A 17,725-nucleotide genomic window follows, 5' to 3' on the forward strand; every position below is an offset into this window, starting at 1 on the left:
CCGACTACGCAGTAGTCGTGGTCGGCTGCACTGGAGTCCGGCTCGAAGCGCCTCGGACTTGGCATTCGACGGAGCCTCTCCCCCAACAGCCCCTAAACCGGTGGTTGGACCCAGGCAGAGCTCCCGGCTTCACCGCGCCTGAACCTGAGGGCAACGTCGGGATGTTTCACGTGAAACATCGCTCTAACCTCTCAACCACGCCCGAGCGGGCGTGGCACTCAGAGCTCGCCACTAAGCGGGGACCCATGAGTCACCCGTCCCTCGACGGCAACCCGCTTCCCTGGATCGACGATCACGGAAGCCTCCCACAGCCCCTAACCCGGCGGTTAGACCCCGTTAGTGCAGTGCTCCCCGGCTTCACCGCCTGAGCCCGAGGGCAACGTCATGATGTTTCACGTGAAACGACGCTCCACCCAGCAGGGTGAGCACCTGAGGCGAGCGCTCCTCTCAGGTGTGCATACCCACGTTGATCACACTGCCCTCGGCATCGCGGTAGAAGAAGCGGGTCACGCCCCAGGGCTCGGCTGTGAGCGGGTGCACGATCTCCACCCCGGCGGCGACAGCCCGCCCGAACGCCACGTCCACGTCGTCCACGAAGATCGAGACATCGGGGTTGCACGTTGCTGTCGCGTCGCGATCCATGATGCTCAGCTGATGTCCCTGTTCATCCGCGAGCGTGACTATCCACCCGTGATCCATCACCACCGACCATCCGAGCACCTCTTGATGCGTCCGCACCGCACTCCGGATGTCGGCGACGGTCAGGTTCGGTACGACTCGCTCCACGCGCATGCTCTCATTACAGCAGGCTGCTCGCACGTGCGCTCGCGCAACAAGACCAACCGTCCGCCGAAGAACCAACGTCCACCACATGATGTTTCACGTGAAACATCATGTGCGGGGAACTACCGTACGGTCGCTCGAACCACTCGCGTCGTCTCCGACAGAACGCCCTCGCCCAGCACCTCGACCCGGACGTTCGTCAATCGGAACTTCTTGATCTGCTTCTGCGCCGCATCGATCTCATTGGCCACGTTCATGCCCTTGAGCAGAGTGAGCTCGCCCCCGTCACGAACCAACGGCGCCGTGAGAGGAATGAGCGTCCGCAATGCACTGACCGCACGAGCCGTCACTACGTCGAAACCCTCGGGTGGCCGCACATCCTCTGCGCGCGCCCGCACCATATTCACGTTCGTCAGCCCGAGAGCGGATACCTGCTCATTGAGCCAGGTGACCCGGCGCTCCATCGGCTCGATCAGCGTCCACTGCACGTCCGGGCGGGCGATGGCCAGCACCAGGCCGGGCAAACCTGCGCCGGAACCGATATCTGCCACCGATCCATCGAACAATGGAGCAGCGATCACACTGTTGAGAATGTGGCGCGTCCACAGCCGGGGAAGTTCGAGTGGACCGATGAGCCCACGCTCCTCCCCTTCCCGGGCGAGAGCCTCGGTGAACGAGCGAGCGACATCGATCCGATCGCCGAAGAGCTCAGCGGCGACTGCCGGCTCGACTTCGAGATCAGTCAACGCGGCGCCACCCGATGTCGACAAGGCGGCAATGTTTCACGTGAAACATCAACGACGGCGAAGCACAGTGTGGCGGTCAGCGCCCTCGCCGTATGACTCCGAAACGAGGCCGCGGTCCGCAGCGATGTCGTGCACCAGCTTGCGCTCGTAGCTCGACATCGACGGCAGCGACGCCTGCGAGGATCCCTCGTCGAGCTTCGCGGCCGCAGCATCCACCAGCGTCTCTAGCTGACGGCGACGGGTGTCGCGCGATCCGCCGATATCCAGGATCAGACGCGAGAAGGACCCCGTGCGGTTCTGCACCGCGAGACGAGTGAGCTCCTGCAGGGCCTGCACCGTGTCCGGCGCTGAGAGCAGAGCGAGTCCGTCGCCCTCCGCCTCGACCGAGACGTACGCGCGACCCTGACGAACATCCAGGTTCAGGTCACCATCGATGTCGGCGATGTCGAGGAGCTCCTCGAGGTAGTCCGCGGCGACATCGCCTTCATTCTCCAGCTGAGCCACCGTCGGTTCGGTGGTCTCGGTCACGACCTCGCTCATGAACCGGTCCCCTTCTTCTTCGCACGCTTCTTACCGACAGGCTGCTGACGCTTCGGTGCCTCAGCCTTCGCCTTCTCGGCCTGCTCGAGCAGGCGCTGCTGCTCCGCCTCGTAGGCAGCCATCGGGACGACCTTGCCCGAGGAGTCGATCGCCTTGCCCTTGCGGGCCAGACGCTCCTCCCGAGCCTTTGCCGCTTCGGATCCCGGGGTCGGCATCTCACGGATGACGAGGAACTGCTGACCCATGGTCCAGATGTTCGAGATGAACCAGTAGACGACCACGCCGAGCGGGAAGAAGATACCCGAAAAGATGAAGCCGAGCGGCAGCACGTAGAGCATGATCTTCTGCATCTGGTACGCCTGGCCGGTCTTGGCCTCAGGCGACAGGTTCTTCGAGATGATCTGCAGCTGGGTGAAGAACTGCGAGCCGATCATCAGGACGACGAGCGTGACCAGAATGATGATCGCCGTGGTGTTGCCGGCGTCGACGGCATCGCCGAGCGTTCCGTGCAGCGACGCGACGTCGAAGAGCTTCGCGTCGTAGAACTCCTTCGTCAGATCAGCGCTCAGCAGGCCCACACCGCCGATCCCCTCGACGGCATGCTTCTTGACGTCGCTCAGCACGCTGAAGAGCGAGAAGAAGATCGGCATCTGCACCAGCAGCGGAAGACAGCTCGACATCGGCGTCGTGCCGTGCTTCTTATACAGGCCCATGGTCTCGCGGCTCATCGCCTCGCGAGACAGCTGGTCCTTCTTGCCGCGGTACTTCTCCTGAACTTTTCGCAGCTCAGGAGCGATTTCCATCATCTTTCGCTGGCTCTTGATCTGCTTGACGAACAGCGGGATCAGAGCAGCACGAACGACGATGACGAGACCGACGATCGACAGCACCCAGGTGAGACCGGATGCCGCCGGCAGACCGACCGCGGTGAGAAGCCAGTGCCAGGCGACGAGGATCATCTCGACGACCCACTTCAGCGGCCACAGGATAGTGCCGATCAGATCGAAGCCACCCGCCGCGGGCGCATCGCTGGGGGTGGTACTGGCGAGCAGAAGGTCAAGACCCACCGTTCAGTCCTTTCGGGCAGGGACGACGAAACCGTGAGAAGTCAGGTCGTAGCGGAAGTGTTCGTGCGGACGGACGTCATCGACGCCTCCGCGAGTCCAGGGATTGCAGCGGAGGATGCGCCACGCGGAGAACAGGGTTCCCCGCACGGCACCGTGCTGCTGCACCGCACCTACAGCGTAAGCGGAACAGCTGGGGTAGTACGCACAGACATCTCCATAGAGAGGAGAGATCGTCTTGCGATACGCGGTGAGGAATCCGAGCACCAGATTGCGAGGAATCAGCGGGATGCTGCGGATGAGATCGCCGGCCTGCATGTGCGCTGAGCCGATCGAGGACGCCGGCAGGGCAGTCACGCGGTGCTCGCAGTCGCCGCTGTCGCCGGAGTGAGCCTCGCGAGACAGCGCTCCACGTCTGCCCGGAGCTCGGAGAACGATGCGGTGGCAGACGCAGGAAGGGCACGGATGACGACATCCGTGCCCTCGGGAACTCGCGGGAGCGCCTCCGCACAGACGGCTTTGAGTCGCCGACGGACGGTGTTGCGCACCACTGCGGTGCCCACCTGCTTGCTGATGATGAAACCGAACCGCACGGTTCCGCTCTCACCCGTCGACAACATCGACGTGATGAGGCGCGACCCGCCACAACGGGATCCACGGCGAACGACCATTCGATAGTCGCTGCCGCGGGTCAGCCGATAGGGGCGGGCGAGCACAGCGGACTACGCGGAGAGCTCGGTGCGGCCCTTCGCGCGGCGGGCAGCGAGGATGCCGCGGCCGGCGCGCGTGCGCATGCGGGCTCGGAAGCCGTGCTTCTTGGCGCGACGACGGTTGTTGGGCTGGAAGGTGCGCTTGCTCATGGAATCACTCCGGGAATACTGCCACCGGGTTCACTGCGACCGGAGACATGGGGAACTGCCAAAAATGGCATAAGTCAACCGACTTAGGGTACGTCTTTGCGGCGCGCAGAGCAAATCTGCGCGCTCAGGGGGACCGCACCCGGCACGAACCGCACAGCCATTATCCACAACCCTGGGCGATCCGCGATGCACAACACGCGCGTGTGTTTCCAAGGGCAGGTTGCCGTTCCCAGCCGCGATGACTACCGTGGCAACCGAAGTTATCCACAGGGGGCACGGCACGTTTACCCCTACCCGAGCCCCGTCCGGAGCGTCATGTCATCACCTGCCCAGCCCGACGTTCCGATCTGGACCACGGTGCAGGAGCTCCTGGTCGACGACGATCGCGTCACCCCGCAGCTCCAAGGCTTCCTGAGCCTGGCGGTTCCCGCGGGGGTGATGTCGGCGACCCTCTACCTCGAGGTGCCGAACGATCTCACAGCCGCGCAGATCAACAAGCGCCTGCGGCTGCCGATCATGGAGGCCCTCTCGCACATCGGCGACGAAGTCACGTCGTATCGCGTCGTGGTGAACCACGAACTCGCCGATCAGCCCAACGAGCAGATGGCTGTCGCCGACTTCGGCCGGCACGAGCCCGCCCGAGTCGAGTCGCCGATGGAGCAGCCGACACAGCTGCGACACGAGTCGCGCCTCAATCCGAAGTACACCTTCGACAACTTCGTCATCGGTCAGTCCAACCGTTTCGCGCATGCGGCCGCGGTCGCTGTGGCCGAAGCACCGGCCAAGGCCTACAACCCGCTCTTCATCTACGGAGACTCCGGTCTCGGCAAGACCCACCTCCTGCACGCGATCGGCGACTACGCCCAGTCGCTCTACGCCGGCGTGAAGGTGCGCTACGTCTCGAGCGAGGAATTCACGAACGACTTCATCAACTCGATCGCGAACAATCGCGGCGCCGCGTTCCAGGCGCGCTACCGCGACGTCGACATCCTCCTGATCGACGACATCCAGTTCCTGCAGGGTCGGGCCGAGACCCAGGAGGCGTTCTTCCACACGTTCAACACGCTGCACGATCACAACAAGCAGGTCGTGATCACGAGCGATGTGGCGCCCAAGCATCTGACCGGCTTCGAGGACCGGATGCGGAGCCGTTTCGAGTGGGGCCTCATCACAGACGTGCAGGCGCCCGACCTGGAGACCCGCATCGCGATCCTCCGCAAGAAGGCGCAGAGCGAGGCGCTGCACATCCCCGACGAAGTACTCGAGTACATCGCGACCGTCGTCTCGTCGAACATCCGTGAACTCGAGGGCGCCCTCATCCGGGTGTCGGCGTTCGCGAGCCTGAATCGCTCATCGCTCGACATCTCTCTCGCCCAGACAGTGCTCCGCGACATCATCGACACGGCCGAGGACAACATCATCTCGCCGACCGACATCATCACCGCGACGGCCGGGTACTTCAAGCTCACGGTCGACGACCTCTACGGCTCGAGCCGCTCGCAGCAGATCGCCACGGCACGACAGATCGCCATGTACCTGTGTCGCGAGCGCACGAGCCTGTCGCTGCCGAAGATCGGGCAGCTCTTCGGCAACCGCGACCACACCACGGTCATGTACGCCTATAAGAAGATCAGCGAACTCATGAAGGAGCGCCGCTCGATCTACAACCAGGTCACCGAGATCACCACGCAGCTCGGTCGACGCTGACTCTTCCCTGCCTGTCGAGGGCGCTGACGCACCTGTTCCCGGTGCGTCAGCGCCCTCTTCTGCTGTCTGGCGGCCCGGCGCGGCGGCCGATAGATGCCTCTATGCACATGTGGATAACTTGTGGATGATCGTCGATCGGATCGGGACGAATGTGGGCTGGAAGCCCAAACCTGTGGATAAGTAGGGAAGGGCTCGAAAGCGGCCGATGGCTCCCAGCCCGCGGATTCCTCAGGGTTTCCACAAGTGACAGCCGTGTAGTTCCTTACTCGCGACTACTATCCACCGAGTTATCCACAGAATCCACAGCGGTTAACACCGTTAAGGAGTTAAGTCTTTCAATGCGCGATCCCATCACCAGACGGTGGGGAGAACGGTCTCGGGATCACAAAAGATCCGGGCGTAGGGATCGGCGTGGCTGTGGGGCTAGCATGGGAAGCCCTGCACCGGCAGGAACGACGACGACATGTCACAGAACGACGACAAGGGAGCACCCGTGAGGTTTCAGGTCAACCGCGATGTCTTCAGCGAGGCAGTGTCGTTCGTCGTCAAGCTGCTTCCGCAGCGCAATCCCCAGCCGATCCTGGCCGGAGTGCTGATCGAAGCAGACGGTTCCGGTCTCACGCTCTCGGCGTTCGACTACGAGGCCTCCGCCCGGACGACCATCGAAGCAACGGTCGACACCCCGGGCACGATCCTCGTCCACGGTCGTCTGCTCTCCGACATCGCGAGCCGCCTCCCGAATGCTCCGATCGAGATCGCCGTCGAAGACGACGGTGGCATCACGGTCACCTGTGGCTCCGCGCGATTCACGCTCGCCGCGATGCCTGTCGAGGAATACCCGTCGATCCCCGAGGTGTCCGGATCATCCGGCGTCGTTCCGGCCGACGACTTCGGCACGGCGATCGCTCAGGTCGGCTTCGCCGCCTCCCGCGATGACGTCACCCCGGTTCTCACCGGTGTGCAGCTCGCGGTCTCGGGTCAGAGCCTCAGCCTCGTCGCCACCGACCGCTACCGGGTTTCCATCCGCGATGTGCCGTGGGACGGCGAGGCCGTCGAGGCCACCGCCCTCGTTCCTGCCCGCACCCTCGTCGAGGTCGGGAAGACGTTCGGTCACGCCGGCACCATCCAGATCGCCTTCTCCGGCGCGGGCGAGCGCGAGATCATCGCTTTCACGGCCGGCAACAAGACGGTCACCTCGCTGCTCATCAAGGGCAACTTCCCGCCGGTTCGTCGCCTCTTCCCCGAGCAGACCGAGCACTATGCGGTCGTGAACACCGCAGATCTCGTCGAGGCAGTGCGCCGTGTCTCGCTCGTGTTGGATCGTGCCGCTCCCCTGCGTTTCACATTCACCAGCGACAGCGTCACGATGGATGCTTCGGGCAGCGAGCACGCTCGCGCATCCGAGTCGGTCGATGCGATCCTCAACGGTGGCGAAGACGTGACGCTCGGCCTGAACCCGCAGTACCTCATCGAGGCCCTCGGTGCGGTCAAGAGCGAGTTCGTGCGTGTGACGTTCACCTCGAGCGACAACGCGAACAAGCTGAGCCCGGTCCTGATCACGAGCCAGACGTCGGTCGACCAGGCCGGCCTCGACTCGTTCAAGTACCTCCTCCAGCCCAACCTCCTCCTCCGCTGAAACCGCGACTCGCGGACCTTTCGACAGCCCCAGCGACCCAGCCCACTCCCTTATCGCACGCAGTCGGCGAGCGAAGCGAGCCGCTGCCTCCCCTACTCCCAACTCTCCGCAGCAGAGCCGGGATGATGCGTACGGCTGGAGGAGAGCGGTGAGCTCTCGGATTGAGCATCGGGAAGGGCCCGCGAAGCGGGAGGGAACCCGCTCTGCGAAAGAAGAGAGCTCACCGCTCTCCGGACCCACAAGATCCAAGTACCAAAACCCAAGCACCAAGAACCAAGACAACAAGAGACTGTCCGACCCCGAAGCTAGGCTGACTCCGTGATCGTGGAACATCTGAGCCTGGCTGATTTCCGCAATTACGCGACCGCCGAACTCTCCCTCCACCGCGGTCCGAATGTGCTGGTCGGCCGTAACGGTCAGGGCAAGACGAATCTGGCGGAGGCGGTGGTGTTCCTCGCGACGCTGGGGTCGCATCGGGTGTCGTCGGATGCGCCGATGGTGCGTGATGGTCAGGAGTTCGCGATCATCCGTGCTCGACTTTCGCACGGCGAGCGCAAGGTGCTGGTCGAGGTTCAGGTGAATCGGCAGGGGTCGAACAAGGCGCGCATCAATGGGTCTCCGTCGAAGGCGAACGAGCTGCCGCGCTACGCGCACGTGGTGCTTTTCGCCCCGGAGGATCTGCAGATCGTGCGCGGCGATCCGTCGGCCCGGCGTCGTTTCGCGGATCAGCTCCTCATCCAGCGCACTCCTCGGTTGGCGGCGGTGCTCGCCGACTACGACCGGGTGCTGAAGCAGCGCAACGCCCTGCTGAAGTCGGCGCGGGCCCGCGGAATCCGCGGTGAGGGTCTGAGCACGCTCGACGTGTGGGACGACAAGCTCGTCTCGCTCGGGTCGGAGATCATCGTGGCTCGGCAGCGGCTGGCTGCCGATCTGCAGCAGCCGGTCGCCGACGCATACGAGGCGATCGCCGGCGAGGATCATCGTCCGCAGCTCGAGTGGGCGCTGTCGGTGAGCGGCGCCGACCCGGAAGACGACGAGGCCGACGCAACGGATGCCGAAGAGGCGCAGCCCCGCGACAAGGTGAGTGAGACCCGCATCATCGCCGAGTTGTTCCGGGCGTCCCTCGCGGCGAAGCGGTCCAACGAACTCGACCGCGGACTCACGTTGACCGGACCGCATCGTGACGACCTCGTGCTGCGGGTGCGCGATCTTCCGGTGAAGGGCTACGCGTCGCACGGGGAGTCCTGGTCGATCGCCCTCGCACTGCGGCTCGCCTCGGCCGAGCTGCTGCGCAGCGAGTCGCCGGCGGGTGATCCGGTGCTGATCCTCGACGATGTCTTCGCAGAATTGGATTCCGACCGTCGCCAGCGATTGGCCGCACTGACCGCGGGCTACGAGCAGGTGGTGGTCACGGCGGCGGTGGAGGAGGATATTCCTGAGGTGCTGCACGCCCACGTGGTGCGGATCAGCGCGGGAACCATCAGCGACGAGCGCGAAGTTCAGGATGCCGGCGGAGAGGGAGATGATGACTGACGTCACACCCACGCCCGCGGCATCCGAGGCTCCGGAGACGGTGGCGACATACCTGCGTCTACGGGGACTGAAGCCGAGCTCGACGTCATGGAAGCGCAAGCGCCGGATCGTCGACGACGACGAGAATGCACCGTTCACTCCCGGGCGCGACCCTGGATCGCTCGGGGCGGTGCTCGATCGGCTGAGTCGTGATTCCGGCTGGCAGACGACCCTGGCGCGGGAGGATCTGGTGCGGCAGTGGGCGGATCTCGCCGGCGCCGACACCGCGAAGCACTCCGAGCCGGTGTCTCTCGAACGCGGACTGCTCACGGTGAAGTGCGATTCGACGGCCTGGGCGAAGAACCTCCAGTTCATGCGCGCGACCATCATCACGGAGATCACCCGACGCTATCCGGATGCCGGTGTCGACAACCTGCGCTTCATCGGACCGGACGTCCCCTCCTGGAAATGGGGTCCCAGAGCCGTTCCAGGACGGGGCCCGCGCGATACCTACGGGTAGGACACCATGCGAGGGGTCTGAAACGCTCAGAGGCCCACACGCGGCCTCTGAGCCGCATATCGTGACGAAATCCCGCTAGAATGGGAGTTCGTGATATCGATGTGGAGAATGCCCTCTGATGACGCCTGAATCCCCCGCAGACGAGACGGAATCGACCAACGGAGGGACCCCCGCGAACGGCTCCGACAACCTGCATCAGCCCCTGTCACCCAAGGTGAAGCAGCCGGGCGAGTACGGTGCCGATGAGATCCAGATCCTCGAAGGTCTCGAAGCCGTCCGCAAGCGCCCCGGTATGTACATCGGGTCGACGGGTCCGCGTGGTCTGCACCACCTGGTCTACGAGATCGTCGACAACTCCGTCGATGAGGCTCTCGCCGGCTACTGCGACACGATCGGTGTGACGCTGCTCGACGACGGCGGCGTCCGCGTGGTCGACAACGGCCGCGGCATCCCGGTCGATCCGCACTCGTCCGATCCGAACAAGTCGACCGTCGAGGTCGTGCTCACGATCCTGCACGCCGGTGGAAAGTTCGGTGGCGGCGGGTACGCGGTGTCCGGCGGTCTGCACGGTGTCGGCTCCTCGGTCGTAAACGCGCTGTCCACGCGGTTCGAGATCGACATCAAGCGTCAGGGCTACACCTGGCACCACAGCTTCGCGAACGGCGGTCACCCGCAGCAGGCCCTCGAGCGCGGTGCGGAGACCGACGAGACCGGAACCGACATCACGTTCTGGCCGGACCCCACGATCTTCACCGAGGGCATCGACTTCGACTACGAGACCCTGCGCACCCGTTTCCAGCAGATGGCGTTCCTGAACAAGGGACTGCGGATCGAGCTGCACGATGAGCGTTCGGGTCACACCGAGATCATCGAAGAAGAGGGCACGGGCGTCGAGAAGCAGCGCAGCGATGTCTTCCTCTACGAGCGCGGACTCGTCGACTACGTCGAGTACCTGAACAAGGTGCGTCACGCCGAGGTCGTCAACGACGAGATCATCGCGTTCGAGTCGGAAGACACCGAGCGCAAGATCTCGCTCGAGGTCGCGATGCAGTGGACGACGTCGTACACAGAGAACGTCTTCACCTACGCGAACACGATCAACACGCACGAGGGCGGTACGCACGAAGAGGGCTTCCGTGCGGCGCTCACGACGCTGGTCAACAAGTACGCTCGCGCGAACAACCTGCTCAAGGAGAAGGACGACAACCTCTCCGGAGATGACGTCCGCGAGGGACTGACCGCCGTGATCTCGATCAAGCTCGGCGAGCCGCAGTTCGAGGGTCAGACGAAGACCAAGCTCGGCAACACCGAGGCCAAGGCGTTCGTGCAGAAGATCGTCGGCGATCAGCTCGGCGACTGGTTCGAGCGCAACCCGAACCAGGCGAAGAACGTGATCCGCAAGGCGATCGATGCGGCCACCGCTCGTATGGCCGCCCGCAAGGCGCGCGAGACGGCCCGTCGCAAGAGCGTGTTCGAGTCGGCAGCGATGCCCGACAAGCTCAAGGACTGCACGAGCAAGGACCCGTCGATCAGTGAGATCTTCCTCGTGGAGGGTGACTCGGCCGGCGGCTCCGCGGTGCAGGGCCGCGACCCGCACACGCAGGCGATCCTGGCGCTCCGCGGCAAGATCCTCAACGTCGAGCGCGCGCGTCTCGACAAGGCTCTGGGCAACAAAGAGGTCCAGGCCATGATCCAGGCCTTCGGCACCGGCATCGGCGAGGACTTCGACATCGAGAAGGCGCGGTATCACAAGATCGTGCTGATGGCGGATGCCGACGTCGATGGTCAGCACATCACCACGCTGCTGCTCACGCTGCTGTTCCGCTACATGCGCGGGCTCATCGAGGCCGGATTCGTCTACCTCGCGATGCCGCCGCTGTACCGCCTGAAGTGGTCGAACTCGGCCCACGAGTACGTCTTCAGCGACGCCGAGCGCGACGCTCTGCTGAAGTACGGGCTCGACAACGGCAAGCGGATCCCGAAGGATGCCGGCATCCAGCGCTACAAGGGTCTCGGTGAGATGAACCCGAAGGAGCTGTGGGAGACCACGATGGATCACAGCACCAGGACGCTCCAGCAGATCACCATCGAGGATGCCGCCGCTGCGGACGAGATCTTCAGCGTGCTGATGGGTGAGGACGTCGAGTCCCGACGCAGCTTCATCCAGCGCAACGCCAAGGACGTCCGCTTCCTCGACATCTAGTGGAGACCGGGGTCCCTGCGCTCGTCGAGGGGACCCGGATGCTTCGTCAAGCTCAGCAACCAGGAAATGACTCATGACTGAAGAAGAACGCCCCGAGCCGGCGCACGATCACGGCAAGATCGACCAGGTCGACCTGCAGTCGGAGATGCAGCGCAGCTATCTCGACTACGCCATGGCCGTCATCGTCGGTCGTGCCCTCCCCGACGTCCGCGATGGCCTGAAGCCCGTGCACCGCCGTGTGATCTACGGCATGTACGACGGCGGTTTCCGTCCCGACAAGTCGTTCTCGAAGTGCGCCCGTGTGGTCGGCGAGGTCATGGGTCAGTACCACCCGCACGGCGACTCGGCGATCTACGACGCCCTCGTCCGTCTCGTTCAGCCGTGGTCGCTGCGCTACCCGCTGGCTCTCGGCCAGGGCAACTTCGGCTCACCAGGCAACATGGGCGCCGCGGCGCCGCGGTACACCGAGACCAAGATGGCCCCGCTCGCGCTCGAGATGGTGCGAGACATCGAAGAAGACACCGTCGACTTCCAGGACAACTACGACGGTCAGACCCAGGAGCCCACGGTCCTGCCGGCGCGTTTCCCGAACCTGCTCGTCAACGGCTCGGTCGGCATCGCGGTCGGCATGGCCACCAACATCCCGCCGCACAACCTGCGCGAGGTGTCCGAAGCCGCGCTCTGGGCGCTCGACAACGCGAACATCTCGCGCGAAGAGCTGCTCGAGGGGCTGATGCAGCGCATCCCTGGTCCGGACTTCCCGACCGGCGCGCAGATCCTCGGCACCAAGGGCATCCACGAGGCGTACCGCACGGGTCGCGGCTCGATCACGATGCGCGCTGTCGTCGGCGTCGAGGAGATCCAGGGTCGTACCTGCCTCGTGATCACCGAGCTGCCGTACCAGGTGAACCCTGACAACGTGGCGGTGAAGATCGGCGATCTCGCCCGTGACGGCAAGATCACCGGCATCGCCGACATCCGCGACGAGTCCTCCGACCGCACGGGTCAGCGTCTCGTCGTCGTCCTGAAGCGGGATGCCGTCGCGAAGGTCGTGCTGAACAACCTGTACAAGCACACGCAGCTGCAGGAGAACTTCGGCGCGAACATGCTCGCGATCGTCGACGGCGTGCCGCGCACCCTGGCGATCGACGGCTTCGTGACCCACTGGATCGCTCACCAGATCGAGGTGATCGTCCGGCGCACGCAGTACCGCCTCAACGAGGCCGAGAAGCGCATGCACATCCTGCGCGGATACCTCAAGGCGCTCGATGCGCTCGACGAGGTCATCGCGCTGATCCGCCGGTCGCAGACGACGCAGGAAGCCAACGAGGGTCTGCAGAAGCTCCTCGACATCGACGAGATCCAGGCCGATGCGATCCTGCAGATGCAGCTGCGCCGACTGGCCGCTCTCGAGCGTCAGAAGATCATCGATCAGGCGACCGAGCTCGAGGCGCAGATCACCGACTTCAAGGCGATCCTCGCCGACGAGGGCCGTCAGCGCACGATCATCCGTGAGGAGCTCACCGCGATCGTCGATCGCTTCGGCGACGAGCGCCGCACGCACATCCTGCACGGCTTCGACGGCGACGTCTCGATGGAAGACCTGATCGCCGAGGAGGAGATGGTCGTCACCGTCACGCGCGACGGATACATCAAGCGCACGCGCAGCGACAACTACCGTTCGCAGCACCGCGGCGGCAAGGGCATCAAGGGCGCGCAGCTGCGGGCGGATGACATCGTCGAGCACTTCTTCGTCACGACGACGCACCACTGGCTGCTCTTCTTCACCGACAAGGGTCGCGTCTACCGCGCGAAGACCTATGAGGTGCCGGAGGCCGGACGCGATGCGAAGGGTACGCACGTCGCGAACCTGCTCGCGCTGCAGCCGGACGAGAGCATCGCGCAGGTTCTCGACATCCGTGACTACGCGGTCGCCGAGTACCTGGTTCTCGCGACCCGTGAGGGCCTGGTGAAGAAGACGCGTCTCGATGCGTACGACACCAACCGTCAGGGCGGCGTCATCGCGATCCGTCTGAACGAAGAGGACGAGCTGGTCAGCGCGCTGCTGGTCGACGCGTCCGACGACATCCTCCTCATCAGCCGCCGCGGCATGTCGGTGCGGTTCGAGGCGACCGACGAGGCGCTGCGTCCGATGGGTCGCGCGACGGCCGGCGTGCGGGGTATGAAGTTCAAGATCGAAGGCGACAGCCTGCTCTCGGCATCCTTCGCCGCACCGGGCAAGTTCGTGTTCATCGTCACCGACGCCGGGTACGCGAAGCGCACCGCGGTGGAGGAGTATCGCGTGCAGGGCCGCGGCGGAACGGGCATCAAGGTCGCCAAACTGAACGACGATCGGGGCACCCTCGCGGGCGGTCTGATCGTCTCGGAGGACGACGAGGTCTTGGTGGTTCTGTCCAGCGGCAAGGTGGTACGCTCTGCCGTGGCCGAGGTGCCCGCCAAGGGCCGAGACACCATGGGAGTGGTGTTCGCACGGACGACGGAAGCCGACCGGATCCTCGCCATCGCCCGCAACGGCGAACGGGGCCTCACCGAGGAAGACGAATCGGCGGAGGCGGATGCGGAATCCGCGACCGAAGCCCCCGAGACGACACAGACCCCTGAGGAAAGCACGGACGAATGAGCACGGTAGCCGACAAGCTGGCGAAGAAGTCCACACGCAAGACCGGTGGCAAGCAGGTCCGCCTGCGCCTGGTGTACGTGGACTTCTGGTCGGCGGTGAAGCTCTCGTTCCTCGGATCGGTCGCGCTCGCGGTCGTCACCATGGTCTCGTTCTTCCTCATCTTCCTGGTGCTGCAGGCGACGATCATGGCGTCCGCCAGCGAATTCGTGTCCAAGTTCACGGATGGCACCATCGTGCTCACCGAAGTCGTCGGCCTGCCGCAGGTGATGGCGTTCGCCGCCGTCGTCGCGATCCTCAACCTGATCGTTTTCACGGTTCTCGGTGCCGTGATCGCCGGTATCTACAACCTCGCCGTGAAGGTGACCGGCGGACTGCTCGTCGGCTTCATGTCGAACTGACCCTGTTCTCTGAAGGGGCGGGTGCTACGGCATCCGCCCCTTCTGCGTATCCGTAGTACTACGGAAAACCCGAAGCCACGTGTCCGGATGCCTCGGTGTCGGCGCCAGCGGCGCGCCCGTACCTTGGAACCATGACGACACACACAGCGCCCCCACCACAGGCGACGGCCGCGAAGCCGCCGCGGCGCATCTTCCTCACGATCCTGCATCTCGCGGGCGTCGGCGTCATCGGCGGCGTCATCTTCACCACGCTCGGCGGCCTTCTCGGCACCGGCCTCGGACTCCTCTTCGCCGCCGGCGTGGGTGTCGTCCTCCTGGTCGGCCTCGTGTACGCACTGTTCGGCGTCGGCTGGTTCGAGATCGCCCGAGTCGGCGCGCTGTACCGCACGCCGCTCGCGCCGCTCCGCCTTCGCCCCCGTGACCGCCCCGGGTTCGGCGGCTGGCTGCGATCGCTCGGCCGACAGGCGATCGATGGTCGTATGTGGCGTGCGGTCGCGAACTTCGCCATCGCGGCGATCCTCGGATGGATCGTCCTCCGTCTCGCCTGGAGCCTCGTCTGGTCGGTCATCATCTGCTTCGCGCCGCTCACCGACGCCGACGGGGTCATGGGACCGTTCGGCGGCATGGGAATCGGCGTGGAGTGGGCGCCGCTGGTCGGCATCCTCGGCATCGCCGCATCCATCGTCGGGATCATCGGCCTCGCGCTGCTGCACCGAACCCTCTCTCTCGCGATCGTCATCCGCAGCCGCGAAGCCGAGCTGACCGAGCGCGTCCGCACGACGACCGCTCAGCGCGAAGGCGCCGTGCGGGCAGCGGATGTCGAGCGCACTCGCATCGAACGCGACCTCCATGACGGCGTCCAGCCTCGCCTGGTCTCGGTCGGGATGACGCTCGGGCTCGCCCAGCAGAAGATCGACAACGACCCGGATGCCGCGAAGGAACTCATCGCGGAGGCGCACACCTCGACCAAGGCGGCCATCACCGAACTGCGACAGCTCGCCCGCGGCATCCACGCCTCCGTGCTCGACGACCGCGGTCTGGATGCGGCGCTCTCGGCGCTCGCCGGGCGCTCGCACATTCCCGTGCACCTGGATGTCCGGATGGACGGGCGGTGCAGTCGAGAGGCCGAAGCCGCCGTGTACTTCGCCATCGCCGAGTCGCTCACCAACGCGGCGAAGCATTCCCGGGCGAGTGAGGCACGGGTGATCGTGCGGCTGCGAGAGGGCGGCACCCTCTGGGCGCGCGTCGAGGACAACGGCATGGGCGGCGCGCAGGTGCAGCCCGGTGGCGGCCTCGACGGCATCGCGAACCGGATCCTCGCTGCCGGTGGCACGTTCCGCCTCGACAGCCCGGCCGGCGGACCGACGTCTCTGGAGGTGAACGTGCCATGCGCATCCTGATCTGCGAGGACTCGGTCCTCCTGCGCGAAGGACTCGTCCGTCTCCTCGAGGACGCCGGCCACCAGGTGGTCGCCGCGCTTCCCGACACGACGGGGCTGGACGACGCGGTCACCGAAAACGACCCCGAGCTCTGCATCCTCGATGTGCGGCTTCCCCCGACCTTCACGGACGAGGGGATCCGGGCAGCACTGGGCCTCCGGTCGACGAATCCGTCGCTCGCGATCCTCGTGCTCTCGCAGTACGTCGAGGAGCGCTACGCATCGGACCTGATCGCGGCGCAGGGCGGGCCCCTCGGCTACCTGCTCAAGGATCGCGTGGCGGATGTCGCCGAGTTCCTCGGCTCGGTGCAGCGGATCTCCGAGGGTGCGACCGTGCTCGATCCCGAGGTCGTCGCCCAGCTGCTCACCCGGCGGAACCGTGACGATCGGATGCTGCGGCTCACCGAGCGCGAGCGCACGGTTCTGGCTCTGATCGCCGAGGGCAAGTCCAACCAGGCGATCGCCGGGCTGCTCTTCCTCTCCGAGGCGAGTGTGGAGAAGCACATCACCTCCATCTTCCAGAAGCTGGGGTTCGAGCAGGGCGAGTCGGGCAACCGTCGCGTGCTGGCGGCCCTCGCCCACATCGAGAACACCGGCGGGCCCGCCCCGTCGGCCGGCCCGACAGGAGCGGCACGATGACGAACGAACAGAACGACCTTCAGGGCGGGCACACTCCGCTCACTCCCCCGCCGGCTGCGTCCGGAACGGCACCGGCCGCGCCGGATGCCGACCCCTGGGTGGCGGAGCCTGCCGCAGCGGCCCAGGCTGGTGGCCCGGCTGCACCAGAGTCATCCTCGGGAGTCGGCGCGATCATGATCGTCACGGCGGTGGTCGGGGGCATCGCCCTCCTCGGCTCCGGCGGCACGGCTGCCCTGGCAGCGACCGGTGACCTGATGAGCTCGAGCCGCCCCGATTCGACGCAGACCGTCGATGTCGAGGGGATCGACGGCATCGATCTGGATGTCGATGGGAGCAATGTGCGCATCGAGTTCGGCGACGTCGACGAGGCCGAGCTCGCGATCACGAACGGGCGCGGTCGGGCGTGGACGTTCGAGCGCGACGGCGACGAACTGATCGTCCACAGCCCGGAGTCGTCCTGGGGGTGGTGGTTCGGCAACTGGTTCGGCAACGAGGAGATCGTCGTCCTCACCCTGCCCGAGAGTCTGAGTGGCGAGGGACTCGACGGAGATCTCAGCCTCGACGCCGGCAACCTCGAGGTCGCGGGCGACTATGGTCACCTGGGCGTCGAAGTCAATGCGGGCTCCCTCGGCATGGACGCGTCCGCCGACAGCATCGACATGCAGATGAGCGCAGGTCGTGCCGACATCGTGCTCGACGGGGTCGACGACGCAGTGCTCGGCGTCTCGGCCGGCTCGCTCGATGTCGAACTCACCGGCACGCCGCCGTCGCAGACGACGATCGATGTGAGTGCCGGATCGTTGGATCTGACGGTGCCGGATGTCGGCTATGTCATCACTCAGGACATCAGCGCCGGTTCTCTCGATGCGAAGGTCAAGCAGTCCAGCACCGGTGGTCGAACCATCGATGTGAACCTGTCTGCGGGAAGCGTGGACATCCGGCCGGGGAACTGATCGCCGTCGAGCGCGGGGGCTCTCTGTGAGCCCCCGCGCTCGATTCGGATTTTCCGCCGTTCTCCGGTAAAGTCTTGGAGGTTGA

General features: G+C 65.3%; 17 protein-coding genes. 10 read left to right on the forward strand and 7 right to left on the reverse strand.

The genetic code is table 11. The features are described 5' to 3' along the window. Positions 1-447: 447 nt before the first annotated feature. The 7 genes from V5D55_RS06035 to rpmH form a co-directional block, all read right to left on the reverse strand. Positions 448-792 carry a VOC family protein gene (locus tag V5D55_RS06035; protein WP_435748474.1) on the reverse strand — a complete coding sequence of 115 codons (345 nt, stop codon included), beginning with the start codon at positions 790-792 and terminating at the stop codon, positions 448-450. A gap of 113 nt (positions 793-905) precedes the next feature. Further along, positions 906-1,529 carry a 16S rRNA (guanine(527)-N(7))-methyltransferase RsmG gene (gene rsmG, locus V5D55_RS06040; protein WP_435748475.1) on the reverse strand — a complete coding sequence of 208 codons (624 nt, stop codon included), beginning with the start codon at positions 1,527-1,529 and terminating at the stop codon, positions 906-908. Positions 1,530-1,577: 48 nt separating this feature from the next. Next, a complete protein-coding gene (locus V5D55_RS06045; protein WP_116633345.1) occupies positions 1,578-2,069 on the reverse strand; it encodes a protein jag in 492 nt (163 codons plus the stop codon). Continuing rightward, complete coding sequence (yidC, locus tag V5D55_RS06050; protein WP_435748476.1) at positions 2,066-3,136, reverse strand: membrane protein insertase YidC; 1,071 nt, start codon at positions 3,134-3,136, stop codon at positions 2,066-2,068. The genes V5D55_RS06045 and yidC overlap by 4 nt, the downstream gene beginning before the upstream one ends. 3 nt (positions 3,137-3,139) lie before the next feature. After that, positions 3,140-3,490 (reverse strand): membrane protein insertion efficiency factor YidD, encoded by a 351-nt coding sequence (gene yidD / locus V5D55_RS06055; RefSeq protein WP_435748477.1) that lies wholly within the window; start codon positions 3,488-3,490, stop codon positions 3,140-3,142. Beyond that, complete coding sequence (gene rnpA, locus V5D55_RS06060; RefSeq protein ID WP_435748478.1) at positions 3,487-3,849, reverse strand: ribonuclease P protein component; 363 nt, start codon at positions 3,847-3,849, stop codon at positions 3,487-3,489. Before rnpA ends, yidD begins: the two co-directional genes overlap by 4 nt. A 6-nt stretch (positions 3,850-3,855) precedes the next feature. Next, on the reverse strand, positions 3,856-3,993 hold the full coding sequence (rpmH, locus tag V5D55_RS06065) for a 50S ribosomal protein L34 (protein ID WP_013584598.1): 138 nt from the start codon (positions 3,991-3,993) through the stop codon (positions 3,856-3,858). Positions 3,994-4,431: 438 nt separating this feature from the next. Here rpmH and dnaA point away from each other — a divergent pair, with 438 nt between their 5' ends. From dnaA to V5D55_RS06115, 10 genes are all read left to right on the forward strand, one after another. Then, positions 4,432-5,700: a chromosomal replication initiator protein DnaA gene (gene dnaA, locus V5D55_RS06070; protein WP_435749266.1), complete on the forward strand. Its 1,269-nt coding sequence runs from the start codon at positions 4,432-4,434 to the stop codon at positions 5,698-5,700. A 493-nt stretch (positions 5,701-6,193) separates the two neighbouring features. Further along, complete coding sequence (gene dnaN, locus V5D55_RS06075) at positions 6,194-7,336, forward strand: DNA polymerase III subunit beta (protein WP_435749267.1); 1,143 nt, start codon at positions 6,194-6,196, stop codon at positions 7,334-7,336. A 318-nt stretch (positions 7,337-7,654) separates the two neighbouring features. Further along, positions 7,655-8,869, forward strand: coding sequence for a DNA replication/repair protein RecF (recF, locus tag V5D55_RS06080; RefSeq protein WP_435748479.1), 1,215 nt, complete (start codon positions 7,655-7,657; stop codon positions 8,867-8,869). After that, positions 8,862-9,368: a DUF721 domain-containing protein gene (locus tag V5D55_RS06085; RefSeq protein WP_435748480.1), complete on the forward strand. Its 507-nt coding sequence runs from the start codon at positions 8,862-8,864 to the stop codon at positions 9,366-9,368. The genes recF and V5D55_RS06085 overlap by 8 nt, the downstream gene beginning before the upstream one ends. Before the next feature lie 118 nt (positions 9,369-9,486). Beyond that, positions 9,487-11,571 carry a DNA topoisomerase (ATP-hydrolyzing) subunit B gene (gyrB, locus tag V5D55_RS06090; RefSeq protein WP_435748481.1) on the forward strand — a complete coding sequence of 695 codons (2,085 nt, stop codon included), beginning with the start codon at positions 9,487-9,489 and terminating at the stop codon, positions 11,569-11,571. 73 nt (positions 11,572-11,644) lie between these two features. Further along, positions 11,645-14,212, forward strand: a complete 2,568-nt coding sequence (gene gyrA / locus V5D55_RS06095; protein ID WP_435748482.1) for a DNA gyrase subunit A — start codon at positions 11,645-11,647, stop codon at positions 14,210-14,212. Continuing rightward, entirely contained in the window at positions 14,209-14,610 is a 402-nt protein-coding gene (locus V5D55_RS06100) for a DUF3566 domain-containing protein (protein ID WP_435748483.1), read from the forward strand. Before gyrA ends, V5D55_RS06100 begins: the two co-directional genes overlap by 4 nt. 131 nt (positions 14,611-14,741) lie before the next feature. Further along, positions 14,742-16,010 (forward strand): sensor histidine kinase, encoded by a 1,269-nt coding sequence (locus tag V5D55_RS06105; protein WP_435748484.1) that lies wholly within the window; start codon positions 14,742-14,744, stop codon positions 16,008-16,010. After that, complete coding sequence (locus tag V5D55_RS06110) at positions 15,998-16,687, forward strand: LuxR C-terminal-related transcriptional regulator (protein WP_435748486.1); 690 nt, start codon at positions 15,998-16,000, stop codon at positions 16,685-16,687. Before V5D55_RS06105 ends, V5D55_RS06110 begins: the two co-directional genes overlap by 13 nt. Continuing rightward, complete coding sequence (locus V5D55_RS06115) at positions 16,684-17,640, forward strand: DUF4097 family beta strand repeat-containing protein (RefSeq protein ID WP_435748487.1); 957 nt, start codon at positions 16,684-16,686, stop codon at positions 17,638-17,640. The genes V5D55_RS06110 and V5D55_RS06115 overlap by 4 nt, the downstream gene beginning before the upstream one ends. Positions 17,641-17,725: the final 85 nt, after the last annotated feature.

It is taken from the genome of Microbacterium sp. PMB16 (assembly GCF_051294855.1).
Lineage (GTDB): Bacteria > Actinomycetota > Actinomycetes > Actinomycetales > Microbacteriaceae > Microbacterium.